The organism is Nocardia sp. CWNU-33, from assembly GCF_046764895.1.
Taxonomy (GTDB): Bacteria; Actinomycetota; Actinomycetes; order Mycobacteriales; family Mycobacteriaceae; genus Nocardia.
Map to the genome: position 1 here is coordinate 96,387 of NZ_JBKOQN010000018.1, position 19,863 is coordinate 116,249.

Consider the following 19,863-nt stretch of genomic DNA (forward strand, 5'->3'; position numbering starts at 1 on the left):
GGCGCGCGCAGCAAACGTGAGGATTTCCTCATGATTTTGTGCCAAGCTCGCCCATATCAAGCCCATTGGTTGAGGAACACCTGCGCACCGGAGGGAGCGGCGTGTCCGCCTAGGGCATGTCGCCAGGAGAAGGAAGTCGAAGCGCCTTGACGATCAACGAGAGCACCGAAGCCGGGACTGCACGGAGCGCGAAGGTGGCCGCCCCGACCAAGGCGGGTGGGGCGCGGTCCCCGCTGCTGGATCGTTTGCTCGGCGGCACCCCCTACGCTTTGGCCTTCGGCGGCCAGGGCGCACAGTGGCTGCGTGAGCTGGAGGAGATCGGGCGCGACAGCGCGCTGGAGCCGGAGCTGACCGCGTTGGTCAACGAGGCGGCCGCGCTGCTGGAACCGGTTGCGGCACAACTGCTCGTGGTGCGACCGGTCGGTTTCGATCCGGTCGGCTGGATGCTCGAGGAGGAACTCGCCGACGGTGACGAGGGAGAGGCCTCCGCAGCGCCCTCCGAACAGGTGTTGCGCTCGGCCGTGGTGTCGATGCCGGGCGTGTTGCTGACGCAGCTCGCGGCGATGCGGGCGCTGCGCCTCCAGGGGCTCGATCCGGTCGAGAATGCTCCGGTGGCGGTCATCGGCCATTCGCAGGGTCGCCTCGCCGCGACGGCGGTGGAGACCGGCGGGCAGCGCGACGCCGAACTGCTGGCGATGGCGCAATTGATCGGCGCCGCAGCAGGTTTGGTCGCACGGCGGCGTGGGCTGATGCCGGTAGGTGAGCGCTCACCCATGGTCGCGGTGTCGAATGTGGACCCCGAGCAGCTGCGCGCCGTGGTTGCCGAGGTGTCCGAAGGCGTGGATCCTGCTGCGGCAGCGGTGGTTTCGATCCGCAACGGACGGCGCAGGGCGGTGCTGTCCGGTACCCCGACCCAACTGGAGCGGGTGCGGCAGCGTTGCGCGCAGATCCACGATGAACAGTCCCGCGAGCGTGACGCGAAGACACGCGGTGGCGCGGTGTTCGCGCCGGTCTTCGAGGATATCGCCGTCGACGTTGCGTTCCATCACCCGGCGCTCGCCGACACGGTGGATCTGGTGGCAGGCTGGGCAACCCAGTGCGGCATCGACGCGGAACTTGCCGGTGCACTGGCACAGCAGATCCTGGTCGACCCGATCGATTGGGTCGAGACCGTGGACGGCGTGGTAGCCGCGGGCGCGCAATGGATTCTGGACCTCGGCCCCGGCGATCTGCTCAGCAGGCTCACCGGCGGCTCGCTCAAGGGCACCGGTGTCGGCACCGTCGCGGCCGCGACGCGCGCGGGTCAGCGTGAACTGCTGACGCCCGGCGCCGCACCCGAGGTGGCCGCGCCGTGGGCGTCGTTCGCACCACGGCCGGTGCGACTGCCCAACGGGCGCATCGTCGTCGAGACCGCGTTCACCAAGCTGACCGGCCGCTCGCCGATCCTGCTTGCCGGCATGACACCGACCACGGTCGACGCCAAAATCGTTGCGGCGGCGGCGAATGCAGGCCACTGGGCGGAGCTCGCCGGTGGCGGCCAGGTGACCGAGCAGATCTTCGCCGACCGGGTGGCCGAGCTGAAGACGCTGCTGCACCCGGGGCGGTCGGTGCAGTTCAACTCGCTGTTCCTCGACCCGTACCTGTGGAAGCTGCAGCTGGGTGGCAAGCGCCTGGTGCAGAAGGCCCGCGTGGCGGGTGCGCCCTTCGACGGCGTCATCGTCACCGCAGGCATCCCCGAGCTCGAGGAAGCCGTCGCGCTCATCGAGGAGCTGACCGAGGTCGGCATCTCCCACGTGGCCTTCAAGCCGGGCACGGTGGCCCAGATCCGCGCCGTCCTCCGCATCGCCGACGAGGTGCCGAACTACCCGGTGATCATGCACATCGAGGGTGGCCGCGCCGGCGGACACCACTCCTGGGAAGACCTGGACGACCTGCTGCTCGCCACCTACGCCGAGCTGCGCAACCGCGACAATGTGGTGATCTGTGTCGGCGGCGGCATCGGTACGCCGGAGCGCGCCACCGAGTACCTCACCGGCGAATGGGCGGTGCCGCACGGCTATCCGGTGATGCCGCTGGACGGCGTGCTCGTCGGCACCGCGGCGATGGCAACACTGGAGGCCACCACCGCGCCCGAGGTGAAGCAGCTGCTGGTCGACACCCCCGGCACCCCGGACTGGGTCGGTGCGGGCACCGCCAACGGTGGCATGGCCTCGGGCCGTAGCCAACTGGGTGCCGACATCCACGAGATCGACAATGCGGCCTCGCGCACCGGCCGCCTGCTCGACGAGGTCGCGGGCGATGCCGACGCGGTCGCCGAGCGCCGCGACGAGATCATCGCGGCACTGAACGCGACGGCCAAGCCGTACTTCGGCGACCTGACCACGATGACCTACCTCGAATGGCTCGAGCGCTACGTAGAGCTCGCCGTCGGCCTCGACCGGCGCAAGGACTTCGACTGCGGCAGCGACCTCGGTGACGCCTTCCTCGAGGCCACCCGCTCGGTGTGGCTGGATATCACCTGGCGTGATCGGTTCGCGGACATGGTGCGCCGCACCGAATCTCGGCTCAACCCGGCAGATCGCGGCGAGATCGAGACGCTGTTCGCCGGCGACGACGCCTTCGAGAGCCCGGTCGAGGCGCTGTGCACGCTGAAGCAGCGCTACCCCGCCGCCGAGCAGACCCTGCTGCACCCGGCCGATGTGCCGTTCTTCATCTCGCTGTGCAAGACGCCGGGCAAGCCGGTCAACTTCGTCCCGGTCGTCGACGGCGACGTGCGTCGCTGGTGGCGCTCGGATTCGCTGTGGCAGGCGCATGATCCGCGCTACTCGGCCGACCAGGTCTGCGTCATCCCCGGCACGGTGGCCGTCGCGGGTATTACCCGGGTCGATGAGCCGGTCGGCGAGCTGCTCGACCGATTCGAGAAGGACGCCGCCTACTCGCTCGTCCGTGCGGGTGTGGTGCCGGTCGCGATCGACGGCCGCCGTACCGCAGGCGTGACCTCCGGGGCCATCGACACGGTGCTCGCGGCTCCGGATGTCGAATGGTCCGGCCGCACCACCATCAACCCGGTGCACCGGCTCGGCGATATCGCCGAGTGGACCGTCGACGGCCAGGGCGCGCTGCACCCGCCGACCGGCGCGACCCTCGTCGAGACGACAGGGCCGGATGTCGAGGACTCCTACCTGGAGCTCAGCGTGCCGCTGCTGGGGCGTGACGCTGTGCGCATCCGGATCACCGTGCCGGTCACCACCTTCAACGGCGGCGCTCCTGTCGTCACCGAGGCCGACGCCGACGCCGCCATGTCCGCGTTGCTCGCGGTCGCTGCGGGGCAGTCGCTGCCGGAGGTGAAGAGCAAGGTTGCACACCTGAATGTGGCGTGGACCCCCGACCTCATCGCCGATCATGCGGGTGTCACCGGCTCCGGCCTACCCGCAACGCTGAGCACGCTCGGCCGTACCGTTCCCGACGTCCTCGTCGGCGCCTGCTGGCCCGCCGTGTTCGCGGTGCTCGGCGCGGCGCGCAGCGCGTCCGGCGACAGCGTTATCGAGGGCATGCTCGACCTAGTCCATCTCGACCATCAGGTCGCGCTGATCGGTGAATTGCCCACCGAAACCAGCGTTCTCGTGGTCCGCGCCGAGGCGGGCGAGACCATCGACACCGACCTCGGCCGCGTGGTCGAGGTGCACGTGAAGATCACCGGCATGCTCGACAAGCCCGAAACCGGGATGTCCATGCCGACCCTCGCGACGCTCACCGAACGCTTCGCCATCCGCGGCCGCAACGGTGCGGGCGAGCTGACCGACCCGCCGCGCGCCGCGGGCACGTTGTCCGACGCGGCCACCGACACTCCGCGCAGGCGCCGCCGCGACGTCACGATGGTCGCGCCGCGCGCCATGCACGCCTTCGCGGCGGTCTCCGGCGACCACAACCCCATCCACACCAGCGTCGCCGCCGCCAAGCTCGCCGGCCTCGGCAGCCCGATCGTGCACGGCATGTGGCTCTCGGCTGCCGCGCAGCACGCGGTGTCGGCGCTCGACCCGTCGGCCACCGTGCCTGCCAGGACGCTGACGGCGTGGACCACCCGGTTCCTCGGCATGGTGCGTCCCGGTGCGGAGATCGACGTGCGGGTCGAGCGGATCGCGGTCGACGCGGGCAGCGAGATCGTCGAGGTGTCCTGCCGGACCGACGGCGACCTGGTGATGACCGCGACCGGTCGCACCGTGGCGCCCAAGACCGTCTATGCCTTCCCGGGCCAGGGCATTCAGCGCAAGGGCATGGGCCTGGATGCCCGCGCCCGCTCCAAGGCCGCCAAGGACATCTGGGAGCGCGCCGACAAGCACACCCGTGCGGCGCTCGGCTTCTCGATCCTCGCGGTCGTGCGCGACAACCCGACCTACCTCAAGGCGCGCGGTGTCGAACACCGCCACCCGGACGGTGTGCTGCACCTGACCCAGTTCACGCAGGTCGCGATGGCGGTGCTCGGTGTCGCCCAGGTCGCCGAGCTGCGCGAGGCGGGGGCCTACGTCGAAGGCGCCATGCTGGCCGGACATTCGGTCGGCGAGTACAACGCCCTCGCGGCGGTCGCGGGCGTGCTGCCGCTGGAGGCCGTGCTGGAGGTTGTCTTCCAGCGCGGTTCCGCCATGCACGAACTGGTGCCGCGTGATGCGCAGGGCCGCAGCGACTACCGGATGGCCGCCATCCGGCCCTCGCAGATCGGGCTGCCCGACGACGAGGTCGTCGGTTTCGTCTCCGGCATCGGTGCACAGACCGGTGAGTTCCTCGAGGTCGTCAACCTGAATCTGCGCGGCTCGCAGTACGCGATCGCGGGCACCGTCGCAGGTCTCGAAGCCCTCGAGACCGAGATCGACCGGCGCCGTGCGGAATTCGGTGGAAAGCGCGCGTTCATCCTGGTGCCCGGCATCGATGTGCCGTTCCACTCCACCGTGCTGCGCGAGGGCGTTCCCGAGTTCCGGCAGAAGCTCGAGCAGCTGCTGCCGGAGGATCTGCACCCGGAAATCCTGCTCGGGCGCTACATTCCGAACCTGGTGCCCAAGCCCTTCTCGCTGGAGCAGGCCTTCATCCAGGAGATCGCGGATCTGGTGCCCTCCGAGCCGCTCGCCGCGGTGCTCGCCGACTTCGACAGCTGGGCTGCGCGGCCGACCGAGCTCTGCCGAGTGGTGCTGGTCGAGCTGCTCGCGTGGCAGTTCGCCAGCCCGGTCCGCTGGATCGAAACCCAGGACCTGCTGTTCACCGACGCCGCACACGGTGGTCTCGGTGTGCAGCGCTTCGTCGAGATCGGCCTCGGCGCCACCCCGACGGTGGCGAACCTGGCCAGTCAGACACTGAAGCTGCCCGCCTTCGCCACCGCGACGGTGGAGGTGCTCAACATCGAGCGCGAGGCCGGCGTCGTCTACTCGACCGACACCGATCCCGCGCCCGTCGACGAACCCGCCGAAGAGCCGACCGCATCCGCGTCGGTGGCCACTGCTGCCGCCGCCGCGCCGGTCGCCGCGCCCACGCCGAGCTCGGGTGGCCCGCGTCCGGACGACATCGCCTTCAGCGCGGCCGACGCGACTCGGGTGCTCATCGCGCTGTGGACGAAGCTGCGGCTGGACCAGATCGGCCCGGTCGACACTATCGAGGGTCTGTGCGATGGTGTCTCCTCCCGGCGTAACCAGCTGCTCGTCGACCTCGGCTCGGAGCTGTCGCTCGGCGCCATCGACGGCGCGGCGGACGCCGATATGGGTGCGCTGTCTGCGACCGTCGAGCGCCTGGCCCGCACCTACAAGCCGTTCGGCTCGGTGCTGTCGGATTCCATCGGCGACCACCTGCGCAAGGTGTTCGGCCCGTCCGGCAAGCGGCCCGCCGCGATCGCCGAGCGCGTCAAGAAGGTCTGGGAGCTCGGCGACGGCTGGGCCAGCCATGTGACCGCCGAGGTGTCGCTCGGCACCCGTGAGGGTGCCAGCGTGCGCGGCGGTGAGCTCGGCGGGCTGGTGTCCGGCGCGCTGAGCGACGCGGCGTCGGTCGACGCGGCGATCGACTCCGCGGTCCAGGCCGTCGCGGCCCGGCGCGGTGTCGCGGTGTCGCTGCCCAGCGCGGGCGGCGGTGGCGGTGCCACGGTCGACGCGGCCGCACTCGGCGAGTTCACCGAGCAGATCACCGGGCGCGACGGCGTGCTGGCGACGGCCGCTCGGGTGGTGCTCGAGCAGCTCGGCCTGACCGAGCAGGTCTCGGCACCGGAGGCGAGCGACGATTCGCTGGTCGACCTGGTCTCGGCAGAACTCGGTTCGGACTGGCCGCGACTGGTCGCCCCGGCCTTCGACGCGCGCAAGGCGGTGCTGATCGACGACCGCTGGGCCACCGCACGCGAGGACCTGGCGAAGCTGTGGCTGCTCGATGACGCCGGCTCGGGCGAGGGTCCGGTCGTCGGATTCCTCGGCGCGGGCGAAGCTGTTGCCGCACAGGCGAACTGGTGGCGTGAGCGGGCCAAGCACGAGGCGCGCTCGGTGCTCGCCCGGCTCTACGAGCGCATCGCCGAGGCCGCGCTGAGCACCGAAGAGGCCGGCCTGTGGTCGTCGGACATCGCCGTGATCACCGGTGCGAGCAAGGGATCCATCGCGGCCTCGGTCGCGGGACGGCTGCTCGGTGGCGGCGCGACCGTCGTCGTCACCACCTCCGGCCTGAACGACGAGCGGCTCGGCTTCTACCGGAAGCTCTACCGCGAGAACGCCAGGCACGGCGCAGCTCTGTGGGTCGTCCCGGCGAACATGGCCTCCTACCAGGACATCGACGCACTGATCGACTGGGTCGGCACCGAGCAGGTCGACAACGCGGGCGGCGCGAAGATCAAGACCAAGGACGCCATGACGCCGACCCTGCTGCTGCCGTTCGCGGCGCCGCGGGTGGCCGGTGACCTCGCCGACGCGGGCGCCCGCGCCGAACTGGAAATGCGTGTCCTGCTCTGGTCGGTAGAGAAGCTCATCGGCGGGCTGTCCAAGCTCGGCGCCGACCACGACGTCGACGCGAAACTGCATGTGGTGCTTCCGGGTTCGCCCAACCGCGGCATGTTCGGCGGCGACGGCGCCTACGGCGAGTCCAAGGCGGCGCTCGACGCGGTTGTCGCCAAGTGGCGGGCCGAGAAGTCCTGGTCGGCGCGGGTCACCCTGGTGCATGCGCTGATCGGCTGGGTGCGCGGCACCGGGCTGATGGGCCACAACGATCCGATGGTCGAGGCGGTCGAAAAGGCCGGCGTGCAAACCTGGTCCACCGCGGAGATGGCCGACGAACTGCTCAAGTGGTGCACCTCGCGGGCTCGTCAGGTGACTGCTACCGGCCCCCAGCAGATCGACCTGACCGGCGGACTCGCGCGGGCGAAGCTCGACCTGCCCGCGCTGGCCAAGCAGGCACAAACCGAATCTTCCCCCGAAACTGAACAACCACATTCGACTTCCATCGCCGCCTTGCCTGCGCCGCCGACTATAACCTCGGCCTTGCCGGTGCCCGAATGGGGAACTGTCACCGCCGATCTCGCCGACATGGTGGTCATCGTCGGCGCCGGTGAGCTCGGCCCGTACGGGTCTTCGCGCACCCGGTTCGAGATGGAGGTCGAAGACGAGCTCTCGGCCGCGGGCGTGCTGGAGCTGGCCTGGACCACCGGCATGGTCAGCTGGGAGAACGATCCCAAGCCCGGCTGGTACGACGCCGAATCCGGTGACTACGTGCCCGAATCCGAGCTGGCCGAGAAGTATCACGACGCGGTGGTCGCGCGCTGCGGCGTGCGCCGCTACGGCGACGACGGCGCCATGATCGACAACACCTCGCCGTTGATGACATCGGTGTTCCTCGACCAGGACCTGTCGTTCACCGTCGGCAGCGAGGCCGAGGCCCGCTCCTTCCATGCCGCGGACCCCGAGCACACCGTGATCGTGCCGGCGCCGGAATCCGGCGACTGGACGGTTACCCGCAAGGCAGGCACCGAGATCCGGGTGCCGCGCCGGGCGAAGATCTCGCGGACCGTCGGCGGTCAGATCCCCACCGGCTGGGACCCGACCATCTGGGGCATCTCGGCCGATATGGCGAGCTCGGTGGACCGGGTGGCGCTGTGGAACATCGTCACCACCGTCGATGCGTTCATCAGCTCGGGGTTCAGCCCGGTCGAACTGATGCGCTGGGTGCACCCGTCGATGGTGGCCAACACCCAGGGCACCGGTATGGGTGGCATGTCCGCGATGCGCTCGCTGTACATCGACTCGCTGCTCGGGGAGCCGACGCCGAACGACATCCTGCAGGAAGCCCTGCCGAATGTGGCGCTGGCACACGTGGTTCAGTCCTACGTCGGCAGCTACGGCGCGATGGTGCACCCGGTGGCGGCCTGCGCGACCGCCGCGGTGTCGGTCGAGGAAGGCGTCGACAAGATCCGGCTCGGGAAGGCCGAACTGGTGGTGGCCGGCGGGTTCGACGATCTCGGCATCGAGGGCATCAAGGGCTTCGGTGACATGTCCGCGACCGCCGACTCGGCGGCCATGAGCGCCAAGGGCATCAGCGACCGGTACTTCTCCCGCGCCAACGACCGCCGTCGCGGCGGGTTCGTGGAATCGCAGGGTGGTGGCACCGTGCTGCTCGCCCGCGGTGACGTGGCGGTGGAAATGGGCCTTCCGGTCCTCGGCGTGGTGGCCTGGGCACAGTCCTTCGGCGACGGTGTGCACACCTCGATTCCGGCACCTGGCCTCGGCGCGCTCGGCGCGGGCCGCGGTGGCCGGGAATCCCGGTTCGCCACCGAGCTGCGCAAGCTCGGCGTCGGTCCGGACGACATCGCGGTGATCTCCAAGCACGACACCTCGACCGCGGCCAACGATCCCAACGAGTCCGAGTTGCACGAGCGGCTTGCCGATGCGATCGGTCGTTCGGCGGGCGCACCGCTGTTCGTCGTCTCGCAGAAGAGCCTGACCGGGCACGCCAAGGGTGGCGCGGCGGCCTTCCAGCTCATCGGCCTGTGCCAGGTGCTCGAGCAGGGTGTCATTCCGCCGAACCGCAGCCTGGACTGCGTCGACGACAAGATGCAGGCTTACCCGCACCTGGTGTGGGCGCGCGAACCGCTGCGCTTCGGCGACCGGTACCCGCTCAAGGCCGGTCTGGTCACCTCGCTCGGCTTCGGGCATGTGTCGGGTCTGCTCGCGGTGGTGCATCCCGAGGCCTTCGTCCAGGCGATCGAGCCGAAACAGCGTGCGGAGTACCAGCGTCGGGCGCAGGAGCGGCAGCTCGCGGGACGGCAGCGGATCACCGAGGCCATGTGCGGTGGCGCCGCGCTGTACGAGCGGCCCGCCGATCGGCGCCTCGGCGCAGATGGCACGCCCGCCAAGCAGATTCGGCAGCTGGAGGCCGATGTGCTGCTGTCCGCGGAGGCACGCCTCGCGGCCGACGGCACGTACCGTGCCGACGGCTGGGGCTGCAATACCGGCCGGAGCGCGGATGATTCGCGCGCGGCCGGGCGCGCGGAGTCGTAGGCTTCGCCCCTGTGACGATCCTCGGTATCGGCCTGGACTTGGTAACCATCTCCGAGTTCTCCGAACAGCTGCAAAAGTCCGGAACCACCATGCTCCGGGAGAGTTTCACCACGGGTGAGCGGCGCTACTGCCAGAGCAAGGGAACCGACCCCGCTCGCAGTTACGCAGCACGGTGGGCGGCGAAAGAGGCGGTGCTCAAGGCATGGGCATCGTCTCGGTTCGCCCGCCGCCCGCAGATCGGGGACAACCCGTACCCCCTGATCGAAGTGGTCAACGACGCGTGGGGCAGGCCGAGCATCAAGCTGCACGGCCTCGCCGCCGAATTCCTGCCCCGGGTAAGGGTTCACCTGTCGTTGACCCACGACGGCGACACCGCCGCCGCCATGGTCGTCCTGGAAGACCCGGGTGAACTGGCCGATCTCATCGATGGCCGCGAAGCGAGCGGCTAGTCGCGATAACCCGCTCCGCTAGCGTTCGCTGGCGGAGCGGGATTCTTTTTCGGCGACGAGCAGGTAGGCGACCATCAGCCGCTTGAGCTCGGAGACGGCCTCGGCATGGCTTTGCTCGTCCTGAACGGAGAAGTTCAGCATCGAGTACACGACGTGCACGAGCACCTCGGCCATCATGGAACGCCGCGACCGCGGGGTGCGCGGGGTCAATGGCCGCAGCATCCGGGAGATGACTTCGGCGAATTCCTTCTCGTGAATCGCACCGGTGGCCCGCGTCGACGGTGTCGACTGCATGGCGAGCCAGACCTCGCGCCGCGACGGGTCGGTCATCCACAGGTTGGCCAAATGGTCGACGAACTGGTTCATGTGCCGCAACCAGTCCAGCGACGGAATCTCGCCGTGGAAATCGGCTAGTTCCTGGGAAACGGCAACGAGGTCTTGGCGATTCAGCTCGCAGACGATGACATATTTGTTGGCGAAGAACTGATACAGCGTGCCGATCGGCACCTCTGCCCGCGCCGCCACCTCTTCACAGGTGAACGACTCGAACCCGACCTCGACGAGCAGTTCACGAGACGCCTGCAACAGCGCGTCGAACTTGCGTTTGCTGCGTTCCTGCGTCGGTCGACGCCGCGGCATGAGCTCCTGTGGGTCGTCCTGCAGGTCCAGCGCAGGGTCCAGACGTCGCTTAGACCTGGCCTCCGTGCGTACATCCACGTATCCAGGCTAGCGGTAGGGACACACGCGCGACACGCGCACGGCGTCTGTGTGTTGAGGACTGTCACATTTCACCACCCATCCAAAGCCGGATGTGGCCGCGAACACATAAGCGAGCCTGCGTGCATCTTCACCGCGTTACTGCGCAGTGCGTCCCCCGCGCAGGCGGGGAAGGACCCGTTCGTGAGCTCGGCAAAACAATGGGAAGGCGTGGTCTGTGGTAGCTCGATCTGTGGTAACCCTAGGCGTTTCCACCGAACGCGGCGCTGTTCACGCGGTAGCTCTTGCCGATTCCAGCGAGAGACTACCTGAGCGCGTGCTGCTTCATCGGGTGGTAAAGACAGGCGGCGACAGCAAGGCGGAATTGGCCGACGCCGTCGAGATAGCAATGGATGTACTGGCCGCCGAACTCGGCCCGGAGCAGGAGATCGGCGGTGCGGCTGTCACTTACCGCGATGCCGCCGAACGCCGGGCCATCGTCACCAGGCTGGCGTCCGGGCAGTGGCACTCGGCCTCGTTGGTGTCGGCGAAGGCCGCGCACCTCAACGTGGCAGGCGCCATGACGTGGCTGAACGAATTCGACGATCTGCTGATCTGCGATGTAGTTCCCGGCCATCAGGCGTTCACGCTGATCGATCGCAAGCGCACCAGGGTCCTTGCGGCCAACAGCCAAACCGGAGGCTCTGCGACAGCCGAGTCGATGGGCGCGGCTGTGACAGCGGCCTGGGATCAATTCGAAGCGGCCGAGATACAACCGGATGCGGTGGTGCTGATCGGATCGGGTGCGCGTGCGGCGGCGGTCGTCGCCGCGGCGGACGGATTCGGTGCGCCGGTGATTCCGTGCAAGATCGCGACATCCGCGTCCGCGGTGGGTGCGGCACTGTCCGCGGTAGTCGACGTGGAGGAGTCCGGCACAACGGTCGAGCGGGTGCGCAAGGGCCGTGCCAGCATGGCGCTGTTCGCGGCGGCCAGTGTGCTTGTGGGTGGACTGGCCGTCGGCGGCGTCTACACGGCGGGCGGTTTCTCGCGGTCGGCCACCGGCGCTGTCGTCGCGGATGCGCGGGTAGCCGCGGATGCGCGTGTGGTCGGCGGCGAGACCGGATCGACGAGTGGATCGACTGCGGGCTCGTCGGTAGCGCCCGGCGTGTACGACTTTCGTGATTCGGTGGGCAGAGGCCGGGGATCCATGACCGGCGACCGCGGCTCGGAGCCGACCGCGACAGTGCAGTACTCGGCACAGCGTTGGGGCAGCGGTCAGCAGGATCGTCCGCTGTCGCTCACACCGTCGGGGCCGGTCGCCGAGACCGAGTCCGCGACGCAGTTGTTGCCCGGGACGGGCATTCCGGCCTCCACCACGAAGCTCAGCGCACCGGACGCCACGATGTTGTTCCCGGGTGAGAGTCCGCCGCCCGCGGCGTTCACACCCGAGTCCTATCACTGGTGGGACAACCACTTCCGTTTGATGCTGCAGTGGGCGTCGCAGCGGCTGCTGTCCACCTAGGCGGCACTGCACCACAAGCGGAAACCACGAAAGGTCCGGCGCTGCCAGCGTCGGACCTTTCGCTTGTTCAGTCCGCGGTGCGGCGGCCGGAACAAGACGCCTGCCGCAATGAACCCGGCCGGCGCGATGCCTTCTAGTCAGGTTCGCGCCCAAGGGTGCGCTGACATTTTGGATCAGCGCCAGCGAATTTCGCTGCGAGGCAGAGAATTCCGCTCGAGTCGATGCGGTCACCTGTCCGGCCGCACAATCGTCGAGCACGCATCGAAACGCGCCGTCAGAGGCCGATTACGCCATCGGAGACCTGCATGACCGAGTCACTCATTCAGCTGCCCACCGCTGGAGAATCTGTTATCGACACCTTCGACCGGATGATCCGGACCGGGCCCATCGTTCCCTACGAGCTGCCGGGCGGAGTTCGGGCCTGGATGGCGGTCAGCCATCAGGCGGTCGGCGAGGTCCTTGCCGGTGACGGCACGCTTTTCAGCAAGAACGCGAAGAACTGCCCCGTGATGCACGACGGGACCGTCCCGGCAGACTGGCCGTTACGTGTCCTGACCGACGCCGATCACCTGCTCAACAAGGATGGCGCCGACCACATGCGGATGCGGCGGGCCATCGCCCGCGCATTCACCCCTGTCCGGGTGGCCCAACTCCAACCGCGCATCCAGCGGCTCACCGACGACCTGATCGACAGATTCGCCGACCTGCCGGAGGTCGATCTCGTCGAGCACTTCACAATGCCGCTGCCCGTCGGGGTGATCTGCGAGTTGTTCGGCGTACCGGCGGGTGATCAGTCGAAGTTCCGCGGATGGACCGCCACGCTGGTATCGCACACCAGCACCGGTGAGCAGACCCAGGCCGCCATGCAGGAAATGGCCGGCTACCTGACAGGGCTGGTCAGCGACAAGCACGCCAATCCCGGTGACGACCTGACCTCGGACCTGGTGCGAGCCCAGACCGAACACGGACTCGCCGACGCCGAGCTGGTCGAACTGCTGTGGATCATCATCGTGGCCGGACACGAGACCACGATGCATCTGCTCGGCAATGCGGTGGTGGCTCTGTCCGCCAATCCCGACCAGCTCGCAGCGGCCAAGGACGGGGACCGGTGGGCCGACGTCGTCGAGGAGACCTTGCGCTACCGGAACGCGGCCTGCGCCATGTTCAACCGGTACGCCTTGAGTGATGTCCAGATCGCCGGCGTCGATATCCCCGCGGGTGCGATCGTGGGCTGGTACGCGGGCGTCGGACGCGATCCGCGGAAGCATACGGATGCTGACGTCTTCGATATCGACCGTGATCATTCTGATCAGCTGGCATTCGGTCGCGGTCCGCACTTCTGCCTCGGCGCGCATCTGGCCCGGCTGGAATCTCGCATCGCACTGGCCACCCTGTTCGGCCGGTTCCCGCAGTTGCGGCTCGCATGTGATCCGGCCGAGATCCCTTACGCGCCGCAGTTCATGACCAACGGCCCACTCTCTGTGCCGGTGCAGCTCCAAACCCTCGACTGATCGGGCACGCCCTCCGGGCGGGAAGCTGTCAGACTTATGCCGGAACCCCACCGAGTGAATAGTGGAGATGAGCATCAGACCGACAGAGCAACCGTCATGCAGTATTCCGAGCTGACCGTCGCTAGCGCAGCGGTGTGGACCGAGGTCACCGACCATTTCCTGACAGCGGACCACCGCTACCGTGATCCGGCTAACTGGTGGGCCCGGATCACGGCTCAGGAATCCTCGGGCTACACCCTGCTGCGCACACAGCAACGTGGCGACCACCTGATGAACCGCAGCCGCTCACATATCCGGCGTGGTCCGACCGATCACTGCTGGATCGTGTTCCCGAAACGGGGCGAATACGTCATCCAGGAGCCGGACCGGCTCACCAAGGTACCGCCACATCGTGGGTTCGTCCTCGAGCTGGACCGAATCTGCCGAGTGCTGCTACCCGGATCGACGGCCTACGCACTACGGCTCCCCCGCGCGCAGTTCAATCAACGGCTGCCCACCCGCGACGTATCGCAGACGGTGCTCGATATGTCATCGGGTCTCGGCCGGGTCGTGGCGAGCATGCTCGCCACCACACATGCCGGGCAATCGAACCTGACGACGCTGGAATTCGACGCCGTCTGTGACCGCATCACCGAACTGTTGTGCCTGATGTTCATCGGCGACGTCGGGCCACAGCAGGCCCATGTGGCCGAAACCGTCGATGCCATCAGAGCATTCGTGCGTGCGAACATCGGGTCTGGTGACGTGCGGCTGCCCGCGGTGGCTCGTGCGCTCGGCTGGTCACCCCGCCAACTGCGGTCGGTATTGCACCAGACCGGCATCACCTATCGGGAGCTCCGGCGGACCGAAGCACTGCGCACCGCACGCGATCTGCTGGCGTGCTCTGGCCCGCTTTCCATCGGGGAGGTGGCCGCACGCTCCGGATTCACCAGCGCCGGATTCTCGACGGCGTTCAAATCCGAATACGGCGAAACGCCGAGAGATTTTCGGCGCCGCCGCAGGTCCGATCAACTTGCCGTGACACCACCCGGTTCCTGATCCGTCGTGCCGTGGCCGACACCGTTCGCGACTTCGTCGATGCCGACGATGACACGGCAACTGAGGACCCACCAAGAAAAAGCCCCGCAGCTGGTGCTTGGATCTCGGGTTCACGCGGTCGTCGCAACACTCTCGATGTGAGGGGTCGCGGCGACCGTGTGACCCCAAGGTGAGGTGCGGGGCCTGATTCGTTTCTGAGCCACCTGTCGTGCGGGAGATACCGGAAGTCGCAGGTCAGCATGGATGTGGAGCGCTCCGTCGTGGTCGCCGAGGCCACTACTTTCGTTTTCCCAAGATTCTTTCGATCTTTGATGTCGTATGTGCAGCCTTGACGTTGTACTGGGCGACCTCGATCTTGCCCGCCTCGTCCACCAGGAAGGTGGAGCGGATGACCCCGGTCACCGTCTTGCCGTACATCATCTTCTCGCCGAACGCGCCCCAAGCGGTGAGCACGGTGCGGTCGGGATCCGAAAGCAACGGGAAGGTGAGCTTTTCGGCGTCGCGGAACTTGACCAGCTTCGCGGGCTTGTCCGGTGAGATGCCGATGACCTCGATGCCAGCACCCGCCAGTTCGGCGAGGTTGTCGCGGAAATCGCAGGCCTGCTTGGTGCAGCCGGGTGTGCTCGCGGCGGGGTAGAAGTAGACGATCACCTTGCGGCCGCGGTAATCCGACAGCGCCACGTCTTTGCCGTCGGCATCGGGGAGTGTGAAGTCGGGGGCGGTATCACCGGGGGAGAGTCGTTGGTTGTCGGTCACGCCTTGCACGGTAACCGAAGGCCATGACAGTGCGTAGATGATGGCTAGACTCGTGGCAATCAGACACAGGAGGAGATACGTGGCTAGGGATACCGAGCAGATCGAGCGGGAGATCGAGGCCGCGCGAACACAGCTCGCGAGCACGCTCGACGAACTTGCCGTGCGGGCGGATCCGCAGCGGATCGCAGACGAGACCAAGCACATCGTGCTTGCCAAGCTGAACGAGCCGAAGGTGAAGTACAGCCTGATCGGTGCGGGCGTTGTCGTCGTCGGGCTGGTGCTGCTCAAGATCTTTCGCTGACGGAAAACGAAACACCCGGTGTGCACTGCCACACCGGGTGTTTCGTTGTTTCGGGCTTTAGACCGTCGGGCAGGCGAATCCATCGCCGTCGGGGTCCAGATGCGGGCCATAACCGGGTTCGCCACGGAAGATCGGCGCCCGGCCGGCCGCACGGGCCGCGTCGCAGTTGGCGAAGGCGCCACCCGCCGAGCCGGTCTGCGACATGCCTGCCGAGCCGGTCGCGGCCGAGCCGGTGTCGATGGCGGACGATCCTGTTCCTGCGGAACCGGTGGGAGCGGCCATGGCGGCGGGCGCCGCAAGGAAGGTCAGACCCGCGACGGCAGCGCTGACGGTGAGCCGGCGAACGTTCATGTATTCCTCTGTGTGTTTGCTGCGGTGGATTGGCGCCAAAGGAGGGAGGCGCCGCATCCACTGTTGTGACGGGCCGCTCGGTTGTCAACCGGGCTGCATGCGAATGTTGTGCGCGCAATGCCGCAATTACGCGCCGAGGTGCTTTCCCGCCACGTGTTCGGCCGGGATATTTCCCATTCGTCCGGCTTGGAAATCCTCGACGGCTCGGATGATTTCGGCGCGGCTGTTCATCACGAAGGGGCCGTATTGGACGACGGGCTCATTGATGGGCCGGCCGCCGAGTAGCAACACCTCGAGATCGCCGGTCCGATCGTGCTGTCGGGCATCGGCCGAGACAGTGATCGAGTCGCCGCGACCGAAGACCGCGAGCTGGCCCTCGCCGATCGGCCTGCGTTCCGCGCCGACGGTGCCGCTGCCGGACAACACGTATGCCATCGCCGTAAATTGTTGTGGCCATCGTGTTTCCAGCTGCCCGCCGGCGCTGATGGAGGCGTGCGCGTACGCGATGGGGGTGTAGGTCGAGCCGGGGCCCGCGAATCCGCCGATCTCGCCGGCGATCAGTCGTACGAGCGCGCCGCCGTCGTGGGAGCTCACCAATGTCAGCTCGGAACCGCGCAGATCCTGGTAGCGCGGTGCGGCCATCTTCAGCGGACGTGGCAGGTTCACCCACAGTTGGACGCCGTGGAACCAGCCGCCGGAGGCGACCAGCTCTTCCGGCGGCACCTCGTCGTGCAGGATGCCGGAACCCGCGGTCATCCACTGGGTGTCGCCCTCGCTGATGACGCCGCCTCCGCCGTTGGAGTCGTGGTGCACCATGGTGCCGTCGAGCATGTAGGTGACGGTCTCGAAGCCGCGGTGTGGATGCCACGGCGCGCCTTTGGCCTCGTGCGGCTCATAAGCAACCGGACCCATCTGGTCGAGCAGGATGAACGGGTCGGCCGAGCGCAGATCCATGCTCGGGAACGGCCGCCGGACTTCGAAGCCCGCGCCTTCGCGCTGCTTTTGCGCGGTGCTGATGCTGCGCACTGGACGCTCGCGCGTCGGCTCGGTCGGCCTGGGCAGGCGGGGCAGAACCATGATGTCGGGGACGGTGATGGCGGGCACGGGCACCTCCTGGCAGGCTTGGTGTCCATGTCAACCAAAGGCTGGCTAGGATAATTCCCGTGGTCCGATGGTTGAGCGATGACGAGCAAACGACCTGGCAAGCCTTCATCCGGCTGCGCCAGCGAATGGACGCGGCGCTGGCCGCGGGCTTCGCCCAGGACGGCTTGTCGCCGGCCGACTACGAAATCTTGGTGCCGCTGTCGGCCGCGCCGGACGGCTGCCTACGCGCCAAGGAGCTCGGCGCGGAGATCTGCTGGGAGAAGAGCAGGCTCTCCAAGCATCTGGCTCGCATGGCCGCCCGCGGGCTCGTCGAACGCCGCCCCGCGCAGGAAGACGCCCGCGGCATCCTGGTGGAACTCACCGCGGCCGGGCGGGAAGCGCTCGAACGCGCCGCACCGAACCATGTCGATCTGGTCCGTCGCCTGTTCATCGACGTGCTGACGCCCGCGGAGGCGAGGGCGCTGCGGGCGCTCGCGGACAAGGTGGTGGCCGAGGCGGAGTGCAGCACCGGCCTCAACCTCTGAGCGCCGTCACCACGGTGTGATCGGCGGTTTCACCCACATCAGCTTCTCGTCGGTGTGGTTGCGCTGTGCCGCAGCATGATTCGGATGGTGCCCGGCCCAGGCGTCCTTGTCGTCGAGGAGTCGGGCGACGGCCGCCCAGGTCTCGTCGGTGCTCGGCGGATTCGTTGCCGCGGCACGCGCGAGCTTGCGCCGCAGCGCCGCAGGCATGGCCAGCAGTTCGGCTCCGGTGATTCCGCGATCCCAGATGTAGCCCGCGAGCCGTCGCGCCTTCTCGGCGCGACTCTTCGACGCGGAGTCGGAGTGGGCGTAATCGGTCATGGCGCATTCCGCATCGGTGGTGGTTGGTCCCGGTCGACCCTAGCGGACGACAACGCCTCCCCGGCGATCGCCGGGGAGGCGTTGTTCTTGCGTGCTGTCGGATCAGTAGGCCGAGTTCACGTTGTCCATCGAGCCGTACCGGTTGGCCGCGTAGTTGCAGGCCGCGGTGATGTTGGCGACCGGGTCCCAGATGTCGAAGGGGGTTCCGTCGACGTGGTAGGCGTTGAAGGTCGGGTCGATGACCTGCAGCAGACCCTTGGAGGGGATACCCGCAGCGGCGTTGGAGTCCCACAGGTTGATCGCATGCGGGTCGCCGCCGGACTCGCGCATGATGTTGCGGTGGATGCCGTCGTAGCTGCCGGGGATGTTCCTGGCGCGCATGATGTCGAGGGACTGCAGGATCCAGCCGTTGAGGTTGTTCTCGTAGACCGGAGCGGGCGGCGGCGGGAGCACTTCGGGCATCGGAGGCAGGGCAGGCAGCGCGGGCATGGCAGGAAGCTCGGGCAGCGCGGGCAGTGCCGCTGCATCGGCCACCGGGGCGGCGGCTACCGGCGCGGCCTGCTCCTCGGCGACCATGGCGACGCGAGACGGGACGCTGTCGTCTGCCACGGACACTGCGGAAGAAGCGGCGACGGCGATGATGCCCGCTGCGGCGATCGCGAAGGTGAAGCCTTCGCGGAGTGAGGGACGGTGGAAGGAGAAGAAGCGTCTGTCATGCATTGCGAAATCGGTTCCTTGTTCGGGGACTGGGGTTCGATCCGGGCATGCCTGGCAACACGGATCCATGGCGGGCGTCAGGTGTGGTTGCTCGCCGAATTCGGTTTTTATGCGGTTTTCGGATTTTGTTGTGAAAGACGGGGATTCGGTTCCCCGTGCGGGCGGCTCAGGTACCCGGGGCAATGGCCCCACGGGTGCCGCTGTCATCGAAAGGGAGTATTGCGGTACCCTTCGGTGCCGCGCGGTACTCCAGTGACCGCGAGTGAACATCTTGCTGTTGCGGTCGTTTTCCGAATGTCCGTGGATTACTCCTCGGCCTAACCAAACTGCTGGTCTGTTCTTGACCTGATCTCAGGATGGTCACGACTGGTTAACAGAGGGTAAACGAAAGATGAATCGGCGGATTTTTCGATCTTGGATGACCAAGATCATGCAGGTCGACACCCTATGTATGCGGGGAGTTTGCCCCTAAACTCAATGTGATGCAGGTCACGTAAATATAACGGTAACGCACGACACCTTTATCGTTTTGTGCCCTACCAAGATGCCGGACGCACCCTTCCGGGGGCCACGACGCGAGTCAATGCGTTACGTAATTCGGTGATCTTGGAATCGCCGAGAACGGCCGTCCATTGTGCGGCGAAATTCGCCGCAGCGGCATCGGCCGCACGCGTGCAGGCCCATCCTCGTTCGGTCAATGTGATCAGTCGCGCGCGGGCGTCGTCGGGATGCGGGTTGCGTTCGGCGTATCCCTTGCGCACCAATTCGTCCACCAGTTGACTTGCCGCCTGCTTGGTCACCGCGAGATGCTCCGCGAGCTCGCCGACGGTCGCGCCATTCGGTGCCATTCGTACGAACGCGAACCCATGGGCGGGTCGTACATCGTCGAATCCGGCCGCTTGGACGCCGCTGTGGATCGCATCCGTCGCCGCCGCGCCCGCCGCGAGCAGCAGCAGGGCGAGATCCTGCCCCTGGTGCAGTGCCGAAGCGGGCTTCAGGTCCGTCATGAATTCCATCTTGACACATGTGGTCAACATGCTTGACTATCTAGTCAATCTAGTTGACCAAATTGA

The 19,863-nt window shown here is 67.5% G+C and carries 14 protein-coding genes; 7 read left to right on the forward strand and 7 right to left on the reverse strand.

The window, feature by feature from the left end; genetic code table 11:
* The first annotated feature begins 146 nt into the window (after positions 1 to 146).
* Together ACLMAL_RS23695 and ACLMAL_RS23700 are read left to right on the forward strand one after the other, a co-directional pair.
* Entirely contained in the window at positions 147 to 9,503 is a 9,357-nt protein-coding gene (locus tag ACLMAL_RS23695) for a fatty acid synthase subunit beta domain-containing protein (RefSeq protein ID WP_412001081.1), read from the forward strand.
* Between the two features lie 11 nt (positions 9,504 to 9,514).
* The gene (locus tag ACLMAL_RS23700) at positions 9,515 to 9,952 is read left to right on the forward strand and encodes a holo-ACP synthase (RefSeq protein ID WP_412001082.1); all 438 of its coding nucleotides are present in this window, start codon (positions 9,515 to 9,517) and stop codon (positions 9,950 to 9,952) included.
* A gap of 18 nt (positions 9,953 to 9,970) precedes the next feature.
* On the opposite strand, the gene ACLMAL_RS23705 is transcribed toward ACLMAL_RS23700, so the two are convergent.
* Positions 9,971 to 10,591: a TetR/AcrR family transcriptional regulator gene (locus ACLMAL_RS23705; RefSeq protein WP_328412790.1), complete on the reverse strand. Its 621-nt coding sequence runs from the start codon at positions 10,589 to 10,591 to the stop codon at positions 9,971 to 9,973.
* A gap of 394 nt (positions 10,592 to 10,985) precedes the next feature.
* On the opposite strand from ACLMAL_RS23705, the gene ACLMAL_RS23710 reads away from it, so the two are divergent.
* The 3 genes from ACLMAL_RS23710 (at position 10,986) to ACLMAL_RS23720 (ending at position 14,719) form a co-directional block, all read left to right on the forward strand.
* A complete protein-coding gene (locus tag ACLMAL_RS23710) occupies positions 10,986 to 12,170 on the forward strand; it encodes a hypothetical protein (protein WP_412001083.1) in 1,185 nt (394 codons plus the stop codon).
* Between the two features lie 305 nt (positions 12,171 to 12,475).
* Positions 12,476 to 13,681: a cytochrome P450 family protein gene (locus tag ACLMAL_RS23715; protein ID WP_412001084.1), complete on the forward strand. Its 1,206-nt coding sequence runs from the start codon at positions 12,476 to 12,478 to the stop codon at positions 13,679 to 13,681.
* A gap of 96 nt (positions 13,682 to 13,777) precedes the next feature.
* The gene (locus ACLMAL_RS23720; protein ID WP_412001085.1) at positions 13,778 to 14,719 is read left to right on the forward strand and encodes a helix-turn-helix transcriptional regulator; all 942 of its coding nucleotides are present in this window, start codon (positions 13,778 to 13,780) and stop codon (positions 14,717 to 14,719) included.
* A 276-nt stretch (positions 14,720 to 14,995) separates the two neighbouring features.
* On the opposite strand, the gene bcp is transcribed toward ACLMAL_RS23720, so the two are convergent.
* Positions 14,996 to 15,475 carry a thioredoxin-dependent thiol peroxidase gene (gene bcp, locus ACLMAL_RS23725; RefSeq protein ID WP_412001086.1) on the reverse strand — a complete coding sequence of 160 codons (480 nt, stop codon included), beginning with the start codon at positions 15,473 to 15,475 and terminating at the stop codon, positions 14,996 to 14,998.
* Between the two features lie 79 nt (positions 15,476 to 15,554).
* On the opposite strand from bcp, the gene ACLMAL_RS23730 reads away from it, so the two are divergent.
* Positions 15,555 to 15,776, forward strand: coding sequence for a DUF3618 domain-containing protein (locus tag ACLMAL_RS23730; protein WP_328410224.1), 222 nt, complete (start codon positions 15,555 to 15,557; stop codon positions 15,774 to 15,776).
* A 57-nt stretch (positions 15,777 to 15,833) separates the two neighbouring features.
* Here ACLMAL_RS23730 and ACLMAL_RS23735 read toward each other — a convergent pair whose 3' ends face one another.
* Positions 15,834 to 16,127, reverse strand: a complete 294-nt coding sequence (locus ACLMAL_RS23735; RefSeq protein ID WP_328410226.1) for an excalibur calcium-binding domain-containing protein — start codon at positions 16,125 to 16,127, stop codon at positions 15,834 to 15,836.
* Positions 16,128 to 16,253: 126 nt separating this feature from the next.
* On the reverse strand, positions 16,254 to 17,231 hold the full coding sequence (locus tag ACLMAL_RS23740) for a pirin family protein (protein WP_412001087.1): 978 nt from the start codon (positions 17,229 to 17,231) through the stop codon (positions 16,254 to 16,256).
* 59 nt (positions 17,232 to 17,290) lie between these two features.
* Here ACLMAL_RS23740 and ACLMAL_RS23745 point away from each other — a divergent pair, with 59 nt between their 5' ends.
* A complete protein-coding gene (locus tag ACLMAL_RS23745) occupies positions 17,291 to 17,755 on the forward strand; it encodes a MarR family winged helix-turn-helix transcriptional regulator (RefSeq protein WP_412001088.1) in 465 nt (154 codons plus the stop codon).
* 6 nt (positions 17,756 to 17,761) lie between these two features.
* On the opposite strand, the gene ACLMAL_RS23750 is transcribed toward ACLMAL_RS23745, so the two are convergent.
* The 3 genes from ACLMAL_RS23750 to ACLMAL_RS23760 form a co-directional block, all read right to left on the reverse strand.
* Positions 17,762 to 18,073 (reverse strand): hypothetical protein, encoded by a 312-nt coding sequence (locus ACLMAL_RS23750; protein WP_328410228.1) that lies wholly within the window; start codon positions 18,071 to 18,073, stop codon positions 17,762 to 17,764.
* A gap of 102 nt (positions 18,074 to 18,175) precedes the next feature.
* A complete protein-coding gene (locus ACLMAL_RS23755) occupies positions 18,176 to 18,793 on the reverse strand; it encodes a transglycosylase SLT domain-containing protein (protein WP_412001089.1) in 618 nt (205 codons plus the stop codon).
* 533 nt (positions 18,794 to 19,326) lie between these two features.
* The gene (locus ACLMAL_RS23760) at positions 19,327 to 19,797 is read right to left on the reverse strand and encodes a MarR family winged helix-turn-helix transcriptional regulator (RefSeq protein ID WP_412001090.1); all 471 of its coding nucleotides are present in this window, start codon (positions 19,795 to 19,797) and stop codon (positions 19,327 to 19,329) included.
* Positions 19,798 to 19,863: the final 66 nt, after the last annotated feature.